An 11,906-nucleotide genomic window follows, 5' to 3' on the forward strand; every position below is an offset into this window, starting at 1 on the left:
TCGCGCTGACGCTGGCTCTTGTCCAGGCTCTTGGCGATGCCGAGGTGGCGGCTCCGTTGTGGTGTGTGACGCGAGGAGCGGTTGCTGCCACCTCCAGCGAGTGTGTGGCTGATCTGGATCAGGCGCAGTTGTGGGGTCTGGGTCGTGTGGCGGCGTTGGAGCTTGTCGGCCGTTGGGGTGGTCTGATCGATCTTCCCGAGGTTTTGGATGAGCGTGCGGCGGGGCGTCTGGCTGGTGTGTTCCGGTCCGGTGAGGGTGAGGTCGCGGTCCGCTCTGCCGGGGTCTTCGGGCGTCGGGTCGTGCGCGCTTCGGCGGGTGCCGGTGCCGGGTCGTGGCGTGTGTCGGGGACGGTGCTGGTCACCGGTGGTACGGGTGGTCTGGGCCGGCATGTGGCGCGTTGGCTGGCCGGTGCGGGTGCGGAGCATCTGGTGCTGGTTTCGCGTCGTGGTCCGGCTGCTGAGGGTGTCGAGGAGTTGCAGGCTGAGCTTGCGGCCCTGGGTGCGCGGGTGTCGGTCGTGGCGTGTGATGTGGGTGATCGTGCGGCCCTGGCCGAGTTGCTGGCCGAGACGCCTCTGTCGGCGGTGGTGCACACGGCCGGTGTTCTGGACGATGGTGTTCTCGACGGGCAGTCGGTTGCCCGGTTCGAGGATGTGCTGCGGGCGAAGGCTGAGGCGGCGCGTCATCTGCACGAGCTGACCCGGGACATGGACCTCTCGGCGTTCGTGTTGTTCTCGTCGTTCTCCGCGACGGTCGGTGGTGCCGGTCAGGCCAACTACGCTGCGGCGAACGCCTACCTGGACGCGTTGGCGGAGCTGCGGCGCGGTGAAGGTCTCCCCGCGACATCGATCGCCTGGGGACCCTGGGCCGGTGAGGGCATGGCCCGTTCCCTCGCGGAGCGCTGGGAGCGGCACGGTCTGCCCGCGATGGCTCCCGAGGCGGCGCTCGCCGAGCTGGCGAGGGCGGTCAACGACCCGGCGGCGGCCTCGCTGCTCGTAGCCGACGTCGACTGGGACACCCTTGCGCAGGCCAGGGCGGGCGCGCGCTCGTCCTCCCTGTTGAAGGAGCTGACCGAGCACGTCTCACGCGAGCTCGCCGAGGGCGGCTCCGCCCAAGATGGCGGGTCCCTCCGTCGGCGGATCAGCGGTCTGGCGCCTGCCGAACAGGAGCGGGCTGTCCTGGAATTCGTACGGTCCCATGTGGCCGCCGTGCTCGGGTACAGCCGGCCGGACGCCGTCGATGTCGACCGGGCTTTCAAGGAACTGGGCTTCGACTCGCTCGCGGCCGTCACCCTGCGCAACCGCATCAACGCCGCCGCGGGGCTGACCCTTTCGAGCACGCTGCTCTACGACCACCCCACGGCGAGGGACCTGGCGAGGTTCCTGCGCGGCGAGGCGCTGGGCCTGCGGTCCGACGCGGGACCGGCCCTGCCCGCGGCCGTGGCCACGGACGACGAGCCGATCGCCATCGTGGCGATGAGCTGCCGCTTCCCCAGCGACGTCCGAACCCCCGAAGCGTTGTGGGACCTGCTGGCCGACGGGCGGGAGGTGCTGACCGAGTTCCCCGCGGACCGTGGCTGGGACCTCGACACGCTCTTCGCCCCGGACCCGGACGAGCAGGGCAAGAGCTACGTCCGGGAGGGTGCCTTCCTCGCGAGGGCCGGTGACTTCGACCCGAAGTTCTTCGGGATCTCGCCGCGCGAGGCGACGGCGATGGACCCGCAGCAGCGGCTGCTGCTGGAGACCTCCTGGGAGGCGTTCGAGCGGGCCGGGATCGACCCCGCCGCGCTGCACGGCAGCCCCACCGGTGTGTTCATCGGCAGCAACGGGCAGGACTACGCGACGAGTCTGCGCGAGGCGTCCCCCGAGAACGTCGAAGGACACCTGGTCACCAGCAGCGCCGCCAGTGTGGTCTCCGGCCGTATCTCCTACACCTTCGGCCTGGAGGGCCCGGCGGTCACCGTCGACACCGCGTGCTCGTCCTCGCTGGTCGCCCTGCACCTCGCGGCGCAGGCCCTGCGGCAGGGCGAGTGCACGCTCGCGCTGGCCGGCGGTGTCACCGTGATGTCCACGCCCGAACTCTTCGTGGAGTTCAGCCGCCAGCGTGGCCTGGCCTCCGACGGCCGCTGCAAGGCGTTCGCGGCCGCGGCGGACGGCACGGGCTGGGGCGAGGGCGTCGGTCTGCTCCTGCTGGAGCGGCTGTCGGACGCGCGGCGCAACGGTCACCAGGTGCTGGCGGTCGTGCGTGGCTCGGCGGTGAACCAGGACGGTGCGAGCAACGGCCTCACGGCGCCGAACGGCCCCTCCCAGCAGCGCGTCATCCGCGCGGCCCTCGCTAATGCCCGGCTGTCGGCCGCCGAGGTGGACGCCGTGGAGGCGCATGGTACGGGCACGAAGCTGGGTGACCCGATCGAGGCCCAGGCGCTGCTGGCCACGTACGGCCAGGAGCGCTCGGGCGACCAGCCGTTGTGGCTGGGCTCGATCAAGTCGAACATCGGGCACACCCAGGCCGCGGCCGGTGTCGCCGGGATCATGAAGATGGTGCTCGCGATGCGCCACGGCACCCTGCCGCGCACGCTGCACGTCGACGAGCCCTCGCCCCACGTGGACTGGACGGCCGGTGCCGTCGAGCTGCTGACGGACTCGATCGCATGGCCGGAGACCGGTCGGCTCCGCCGGGCGGGCGTGTCGTCGTTCGGTGTCAGCGGCACCAACGCGCACGTGATCCTTGAGCAGGCGCCCGCGGAGGTTCCCGAAGAGGTGCCTGCACCGGTCGAGCCGCCGGTGGTGCCGTGGGTGGTGTCGGCGAAGTCCGAGAAGGCGCTGCGGGAGCAGGCGGAACGGCTGCTTACACACGTGGGGGAGTTGTCGCCTCTCGATGTGGGCTTCTCGCTCGTGGCTGGCCGGGGTGTGTTCGAGCACCGGGCTGTGGTGCTGTCGGGGCACCGGGATGGTCTGAGCGCGTTGGCGGACGGGCGCGAGGTGCCCGGTGTGGTGCGGGGTCGTGTCGCGGGGGCGGACGGCCGTGTGGCGTTCGTGTTCCCGGGGCAGGGGTCGCAGTGGGTTGGCATGGCTGCCGAACTACTGGATTCCTCACCGGTGTTCGCGGACCGGATGGCGGAGTGTGCGGCGGCGTTGGCGCCGTACGTCGACTGGTCGTTGACCGGGATCCTGCGCGACGTGGAGGACGCCGCCTGGCTTGAGCAGGTCGACGTGGTGCAGCCCGTGTTGTGGGCGGTGATGGTCTCCCTGGCCGAGGTGTGGCGTTCGACCGGTGTGGAACCTGCCGCTGTCATCGGGCATTCGCAAGGAGAGATCGCGGCCGCGTGTGTTGCGGGCGCGCTCTCTTTGGAGGATGCGGCGAAGGTGGTGGCGCTGCGGAGCAAGGCGCTGCGGGCCCTGTCCGGCCGTGGCGGGATGGTCTCCGTCTCCCTGGACGTGAAGGCAGTCGAGGAGCGATTGGACGACCGCTTGGCGGTGGCGGCGATCAACGGCCCAGCCACGGTCGTTGTGTCCGGCGATGTCGACGCCCTCGATGAATTCCTCGCCGGCTGCGAGGCGGACGGTGTCCGTGCCCGCCGAATTGCCGTGGATTACGCCTCGCACTGCGCGCACGTGGAGGAAATAGAGAGCGTGCTCCTGCGCGACCTCGCCGACATCACCCCGCGTTCGGCCTCCGTGCCGTTCTATTCAACGGTGACGGGCTCAGTGCTGGAGACCAGCACCCTGGACGCGGGCTACTGGTACCGCAACCTGCGTCAGACGGTCCGCTTCCAGGAAGCTGTCCAGGCTCTTCTGGACGACGGTTTCCGCCTGTTCGTGGAGTCCAGTGCCCATCCGGTGCTGACCATGGGCGTGGAGCAGACCGCCGAGACCCACACCATCACCGCCGTCGGTTCTCTCCGCCGCGGCGAGGGCGGCCTCGACCGCTTCCTCACCTCCGTCGCCGAAGCCTTCGTCGGCGGGGCAACCGTCGACTGGGCCAAGCTCTTCGACGGCACAGGCGCGCGTCGCGTCGACCTCCCCACGTACGCCTTCCAGCACCAGCGCTACTGGATCGAACCCTCCGCGTCCCCGCAGGGCGACGTCACGTCGGCCGGGCTGACCGCCGCGGATCACCCGCTCCTGGGAGCCGCGGTCACGCTGCCCGCCTCGGGTGGGGCGCTGCTGACAGGGCGGTTGTCGCTGCGGACGCACCCGTGGCTGGGCGAGCACGCGGTGCGGGACCAGGTGATGTTCCCTGCCTCCGCCTTCGTGGAGTTGGCGCTGCGGGCCGGGGACGCGGTCGGGTGCGACCACGTCGAGGAACTGACGCTGGAAGCACCCTTGCTGCTGCCCGAACAGGGCGCGGTGCAGGTGCAGTTGACCGTCAGCGGTGCCGACGGAAGGGGGGTGCGCGGTCTCGACGTGTACGCCCGTATCGAGGACGGAGCGGACCGGCCCTGGACCCGGCACGCGTCCGGTGTGCTGGTCTCCACCGCCGACGGCAGCGTGGCGGCCGACGCGGCGGAGCTGAGCGTGTGGCCGCCGGCGGGTGCGCGAGCGATCGACCTGTCGGGGTTCTATGAGCGTCTGGCGGACTCCGGCGTCGCGTACGGCCCGGCGTTCCGCGGGCTGCGCGCCGCCTGGCGGCGGGACGACGAGATCTTCGCCGAGGTGGCGCTCCCCGAGGAGGCGCGCGCGGAGGTGAGCCGGTACGGGCTGCACCCCGCCCTGCTCGACACCGCGGTGCAGGCGGGTCTGGGCCCGCTCGACGGTGAGGTCGCCGACGGCATACGGCTGCCCTTCGTATGGCGCGGCGTGTCCCTGCACGCGACCGGCGCCTCGACGGTGCGCGTGCGGCTGGCGCCGGCCGGTACCGACGCCGTGTCCGTGCTGATCGCCGACGCGACGGGTGTCCCGGTCGCCCGGGCGGACGCGTTGGTGGCCCGCCCGGTGACGCCGGAGCAACTGGCGGCGGCCGCCCCCGGCGCCGACGCCCGTACGGCTGACGGATCGGGACGTACGGCCGTGACGCGCCGTGCGCTGCCCCAGGTCGCGTCGGGCGCGGAAGAGAACTCCCTGCGGCGGAGCCTGCGGAAGGCGAGCGAGGCGGAGCGGCGGCGCGTGCTGCTGCGGCTGGTGCAGGAACAGGCCGCCGCCGTCCTCGGCGAGGCCACACCCGACGCGGTCGAGCCCGAACTCCCCTTCAAGGAGCTCGGCTTCGACTCGCTCACCGCCGTGGAGCTCCGCAACCGGCTCAACGCCGCCACCGCACACCGGCTGTCGGCCACCCTGGTCTTCGACCACCCGACACCGCTCGCCCTCGCCGAGCACCTGCACGCCGAACTGCTCGGCCTCCAGGACGAGCAGACCGCGGCCGCCCCGCCCGCCGTCCGGGCCGTGACGGACCAGGAGCCCATCGCCATCGTGGCCATGAGCTGCCGCCTGCCCGGCGGCGTGCGGTCGCCCGAGGACCTGTGGGAGCTGCTGACCGAGGGCCGTGACGCGATCTCCGGGCTCCCCCGGGACCGCGGCTGGGACCTCGACCGGCTGTACGACGCGGACCCCGACAACCCGGGCACGACGTACACCCGGCACGGCGGCTTCGTCGACGACGTGAGCGGCTTCGACCCGGCGTTCTTCGGGATCTCGCCGCGCGAGGCGACGGCGATGGACCCGCAGCAGCGGCTGCTCCTGGAGACCGGCTGGGAGGCGTTCGAGCGCGCGGGCATCGACCCGGCGTCCTTGCGGGGAAGCGAGACCGGCGTCTTCATGGGCGCGGGTTCCCACGGCTACGGCACCGGCCCGCACGACCCGTCGAGCGGCGTCGAGGGCTATCTGGTGACCGGCAACGCGCTCAGCGTCACCTCCGGCCGCCTCGCGTACGTCTTCGGCTTCGAGGGACCGGCCGTGGCCGTGGACACGGCGTGCTCGTCGTCGCTGGTGGCCCTGCACCTGGCCGTGCAGTCGCTGCGGCAGGGCGAGTGCTCGCTGGCCCTCGCCGGCGGTTCCGCGATCATGTCCACGCCGTGGACCTTCGTCGGCTTCAGCCGCCAGCGCGGCCTGGCTCCCGACGGCCGCTGCAAGCCGTTCGCCGCGTCCGCCGACGGATTCGGACCGGCGGAGGGCGTCGGCGTCCTGCTGCTGGAGCGGCTCTCGGACGCCCGCCGCAACGGGCACCGGGTGCTGGCCGTCGTCCGCGGAACCGCGATCAACCAGGACGGTGCGAGCAACGGTCTGACGGCGCCGAACGGCCCGTCGCAGCAGCGGGTCATCCGCGCGGCGCTGGCGAACGCGCGGCTGTCGGCCGCCGAGGTGGACGCCGTGGAGGCGCACGGCACGGGCACCAAGCTGGGTGACCCGATCGAGGCGCAGGCGCTGTTCGCGACGTACGGCCAGGACCGGCCGGAGGACCAGCCGCTGCTGCTGGGCTCGATCAAGTCGAACATCGGTCACACGCAGGCGGCCGCCGGTGTAGCCGGCGTGATCAAGATGGTGCTCGGCATGCAGCACGGCGTGCTGCCCCGGACCCTGCACCTGGACGAGCCCTCTCCCCACGTGGACTGGTCCGAGGGCTCGGTGCGGCTCCTGGCCGACGACGCGCCCTGGCCGGAGACGGGACGGCCGCGCCGGGCGGGCGTCTCCTCGTTCGGCATGAGCGGCACGAACGCCCACGCCGTACTGGAACAGGCACCCCAGGACGCCGCGACCGAGGAGCACGATCGGGACGAGAAGCCGCCGGTGGTGGTGCCGTGGGTGGTCTCTGCCCGTTCGGAGAGTGCGCTGGGTGCGCAAGCTGGGCGGTTGCTGGCGCGTGTGGGGGAGTTGTCGCCGCTGGATGTGGGCTTCTCGCTGGCGGCCTGCCGGGGTGTGTTCGAGCACCGGGCCGTGGTCCTGGCGGGACACCGGGACGGCTTGAGCGCCCTGGCGGAGGGGCGCGAGGTGCCCGGCGTGGTGCGAGGCGTCGCGGGCTCGCGCGGACAGGCGGCCTTCGTCTTCCCGGGGCAGGGGTCGCAGTGGGCCGGTATGGCGGCCGAACTGCTGGATTCCTCGCCGGTGTTCGCGGAGCGGATCGCGGAGTGCGGGGCCGCGCTGGCGCCGTATGTGGATTGGTCGTTGACCGACCTGCTGCGTGGTGACGATGCTGCCTGGCTTGAGCAGGTCGACGTGGTGCAGCCGGTGTTGTGGGCTGTGATGGTCTCGCTGGCCGAGGTGTGGCGTTCGACCGGTGTGGAGCCGGCCGCTGTCATCGGGCATTCGCAAGGAGAGATCGCGGCCGCGTGTGTTGCGGGTGCGTTGTCGCTGGAGGACGCGGCGAAGGTGGTGGCGCTGCGGAGCAAGGCTCTGCGGGCGCTGTCGGGCCGGGGTGGGATGGTGTCCGTCTCCCTGGACGTGAAGGCAGTCGAGGAGCGGTTGGACGACCGCTTGGCGGTGGCGGCGATCAACGGCCCTGCCACGGTCGTTGTGTCCGGTGACACGGACGCCCTCGATGAATTCCTCGCCGGCTGCGAGGCGGACGGTATCCGTGCCCGCCGAATTGCCGTGGACTACGCCTCCCACTGCGCGCACGTGGAGGAAATAGAGAGCGTGCTCCTGCGCGACCTCGCCGACATCACCCCGCGTTCGGCCTCCGTGCCGTTCTATTCGACGGTGACGGGATCAGTGCTGGAGACCAGGACCCTGGACGCCGCCTACTGGTACCGCAACCTGCGCCAGACCGTTCGCTTCGAAGAAACCGTCCAGGCCCTCCTGAACGACGGCTTCCGGCTCTTCGTGGAGTCCAGTGCCCACCCGGTGCTGACCATGGGCATCGAGCAGACCGCCGAAGCCCACACCATCACTGCCGTCGGTTCGCTCCGCCGCGACGAGGGCGGCCTCGACCGCTTCCTCACCTCCGTCGCCGAAGCCTTCGTCGGCGGCGCAACCGTCGACTGGGCCAAGCTCTTCGACGGCACAGGTGCCCGCCGCGTGGACCTCCCCACCTATGCCTTCCAGCGCGAGCGTTACTGGCTGGAGCCGGTCCCCGCTGCCGCAGGTGACGTCACGTCGGCCGGCCTCTCGGCCGCCGATCACCCGCTCTTCGGAGCCGCGGTCACCCTGCCCGCCTCCGACGGCGTGCTCCTGACGGGACGGCTGTCGCTGCGTACGCATCCGTGGCTGGCCGATCACGCCGTCGGTGAGACGGTGTTGCTGCCGGGTACGGCGTTCGTGGAGCTGGCGCTGCGGGCCGGGGACGCGGTCGGCTGCGGCCGGGTGGAGGAGCTGACCTTGGAGGCTCCCCTTGTCCTGCCCGAAGAGGGCGCGGTCGACGTGCAGTTGGTCGTGGACGGCCCGCAGGGCGACGGGCGGCGGGAGCTGAGCGTGTACGCCCGCCGTGCCGACGCGTCCGGCGGATCGTGGACCCGGCACGCTTCCGGCGTGCTCGCCTCCGGAGCCGCGAGGGACGGCATGGCCGAGCTGAGCGCGTGGCCGCCGGCGGGAGCGCGGGCGGTCGACATCGACGGGCTCTACGAGCGGCTCGCCGCGACCGGCCTGGTGTACGGCCCGGTGTTCCGTGGGCTGCTGGCCGCCTGGCGGCGTGGTGACGAGGTCTTCGCCGAGGTCGCGCTCCCCGAGGAGGCGCGCGGTGAGGCGGGTCTGTACGGGCTGCACCCGGCTCTGCTGGACACGGCGCTGCACGCCTGGCTGACCGGCACCGGCCCGGAGACCGAGGAGGTCCGGCTGCCGTTCGTGTGGCGTGGTGTGTCCCTGTACGCGACCGGCGCGCCGACGCTGCGCGTGCGGCTCGCGCCGGCCGGTGCCGACGGCATGTCGGTGCAGGTCGCCGACGCCGCGGGCATGCCGGTGGCAGCGGCGGACGCGCTGGTGACCCGGGTGGTCGCGAGCGAGCAGTTCGCGTCCCCGGCCGGGATGAGCGATGTGCTGCACCGGGTGGCGTGGAACGCCCTGCCCGACACTTCCGCGTCCGCTTCCGGCGGCAGCTGTGCCGTCGTCGGAGCCGACCCCCACGGTCTGCTCGGGGCGCTCAAGACGGCGGAGCGGTCCCCGCAGGAATACCCGGATCTCGCGGCGCTGGAGGAGCAGGTGCGCTCCGGTTCTCCCGCACCGGATGTCGTGTTCGTCAGCCTCGCCTCGGAGCCGTCCGAGGACGTCGCCGCGGCGACGAGGGAGGTCACGCACCGGGCTCTGGACGTCGTACGGGCGTGGCCGGCGGCGGAGTGCCTCGGCGCGGCCCGGCTGGTGCTGGTGACCCGTGGCGCGGTCGCCGTGGCGGCGGCCGAGGAGCTGGAGGACCTTCCCGCGGCCGCCGTGTGGGGGCTGGTCCGGTCGGCGCAGGCCGAGCACCCGGAGCGGTTCGCCCTGGCGGACATCGACGGTGCCGAGGCTTCGCTGGAGGCCCTGTTCGAGGCCGTGACCACCGGCGAACCGCAGCTGGCCGTGCGCGAGGGACGGACGCTCGTGCCGCGCCTGGCAGGCGGCGCCGCCGACGGGGTGCTCGTGCCCGCGGCCGGCGCGTCGGCGTGGCGGCTGGAGGCTTCGGCGGCCGGGACGCTGGAGGGCCTGGCCCTGCTGCCGGCACCGGAGGCCACCCGTGAACTGGGCGAGCACGAGGTGCGGGTGGCGGTGCGTGCCGCCGGGCTGAACTTCCGCGACGTGCTGATCTCCCTGGGGATGTATCCCGACCAGGCGCTGATGGGCGGCGAGGGCGCGGGCGTGGTGGTGGCCACCGGCCCCGGGGTCTCCTCGCTCGCCGTCGGCGACCGGGTGATGGGCATCTGGTCCGGTGGCTTCGGCCCGCTGGTCGTCACCGATCACCGCACGCTGGCGCGGATCCCGGACGACTGGTCGTTCACCGAGGCGGCTTCGGTCCCGGTGGTGTACGTGACCGCGCTGTACGCGCTGCGCGAGCTGGCCCGCGTGCGGTCCGGGGAGTCGCTGCTGGTGCACGCCGCCGCGGGTGGCGTCGGGATGGCGGCGGTGCAGCTCGCCCGCGCGTGGGGCGTCGAGGTGTTCGCCACCGCGAGCCCGGCCAAGTGGGACGTGCTGCGGGCCCTCGGTGTGGACGAGGCGCACCTCGCGTCGTCGCGCACGGTGGAGTTCGCGCGGCGGTTCGCCGACGCCTCGGGCGGCCGCGGAGTGGACGTTGTCCTCAACTCCCTGGCGGGGGAGTTCATCGACGCCTCGCTGGGGCTGCTCGGCGAGGGCGGGCGCTTCGTCGAGATGGGCAAGACGGACCTCCGGGACGCCGCCGACGTGACGGCGGCCCACCCCGGGGTGACCTACCGGGCCTTCGACCTCGGCGAGGCGGGCCCGGAGCGGATCGGCGCGATGCTGGCCGAGATCCTCGCGCTCTTCGCGCGCGGCGAGCTGCGCCTGCCGCCCACGCGCGTGTGGGACGTGCGCAGGGCCCCGGAGGCGTTCCGCTTCATGAGCCAGGCGCGCCATGTGGGCAAGCTGGTGCTGAGCGTTCCAGCCGCCCTCGACCCGGACGGCACCGTACTGATCACGGGCGCCGGAGGCGTGCTCGGCGGCCTGGTCGCGCGGCACCTCGTCGCGGAACACGGCGTGCGCAACCTGCTGCTGGTCAGCCGGCGCGGACCCGCTGCCGACGGCATGCCGGAACTCCAGGCGGAGCTGGCGGCCTCGGGTGCGTCGGTGCGCGTCGCCGCGTGCGACGTCGCCGACCGCGACGCGCTCGCGCGCTTGCTGTCCGAACTGCCCGACGGGCACGGCCTGACGGGCGTGGTCCACGCCGCGGGCGTCCTGGACGACGCGACCCTCGCGTCCCTGACCCCGGAGCGCGTCGACACGGTGCTCCGCGCGAAGGCGGACGCGGCGTGGAACCTGCACGAGCTCACGCTCCGCTCCGATCTCGCGCTGTTCGCGCTCTTCTCCTCGACCGCGGGCGTCATCGGCTCCGCGGGCCAGGCGAACTACGCGGCGGCCAACACCTTCCTGGACGCCCTGGCGCAGCACCGGCGCGCCCGGGGCCTGCCCGCGGTGTCCCTCGCCTGGGGCCTGTGGGCCGAACGCACCGGCATGACGGGCCACTTGAACCAGGCGGACCTGGCCCGCATGACGCGCGGCGGCCTGGTGCCCTTCTCCTCCGAGGAGGGTCTGGCGCTCTTCGACGCGGCAGGCGGCCTGGCCGAGGGCCTGGTGGTGCCCGCGCGGCTGGACACCGGCGCGCTGGCCGACCGGGCCGCGGACGCCGTCACCCCGCTGCCCGCCGTGCTGCGCGGCCTCGTACGGCGGCCGACGGTGACGCGACGGGCCGTGACCCGGGAACCCGAGCGGTCCGAGGAGCAGTCGCTGTCACGGCGCCTGTCGGGGCTCGCCCCGGCGGAGCGGCGGCGGACGCTGCTGCGGCTGGTCCAGGACCACGCCGCCACGGTCCTCGGCCACGGATCGCCGGCCGCCGTCGTGGCCGACCGGGGCTTCCTGGAACTCGGCTTCGACTCGCTCACCGCCGTGGAGCTCCGGAACCGGCTCAACGCGGCCACCGGGCTGCGCCTCCCGGCCACCCTGATCTTCGACTACCCGACCCCCGAGGCGCTCGCCGGACTCGTCGAGGAGGAGGTCGCGCCCACGCCTGGGGAGGCGGCCGGGGGAGCCGTGCTCGGCACCGAGATCGACAAGCTGGAGGCCGTACTCCGCGACGCCGGCGCGGACCCGGACGCCACCACACGCGAGATGGTCACCGCCAGGCTCAAGGACCTGCTGTCCACCGTCTCCGCCTGGGACGTGACAGGCGACGGCCCGGCGGCCGACGCCCCCACCGCGGTCACCGAGCACCTGGAGACGGCGGAGGCCGACGAGCTCTTCGCCTTCATCGACCAGGAATTCGGCACGTCGGAGGAGTTCGGATCCGCTTGATCTCCCTCATGAACGACCCGCACCACAGCACCACCCCTGCCCCGTCGAACG

General features: G+C 73.0%; 2 protein-coding genes and 1 pseudogene. 2 read left to right on the plus strand and 1 reads right to left on the minus strand.

Going from position 1 to position 11,906, the window contains the following annotated elements:
• Positions 1 to 389 (minus strand): hypothetical protein (locus ACZ4A5_RS29435; protein WP_467590787.1); only part of this gene is annotated, 389 nt, incomplete at its 3' end.
• Here ACZ4A5_RS29435 and ACZ4A5_RS29440 point away from each other — a divergent pair.
• A pseudogene (locus tag ACZ4A5_RS29440) lies at positions 390 to 3,908 on the plus strand (type I polyketide synthase); the annotation flags it as partial. It lies immediately after the preceding gene.
• Between the two features lie 189 nt (positions 3,909 to 4,097).
• Positions 4,098 to 11,855, plus strand: coding sequence for an SDR family NAD(P)-dependent oxidoreductase (locus ACZ4A5_RS29445; RefSeq protein WP_467590793.1), 7,758 nt, complete (start codon positions 4,098 to 4,100; stop codon positions 11,853 to 11,855).
• Positions 11,856 to 11,906 lie beyond the last annotated feature (51 nt).

It is taken from the genome of Streptomyces sp. NPDC025618 (genome assembly GCF_055558795.1).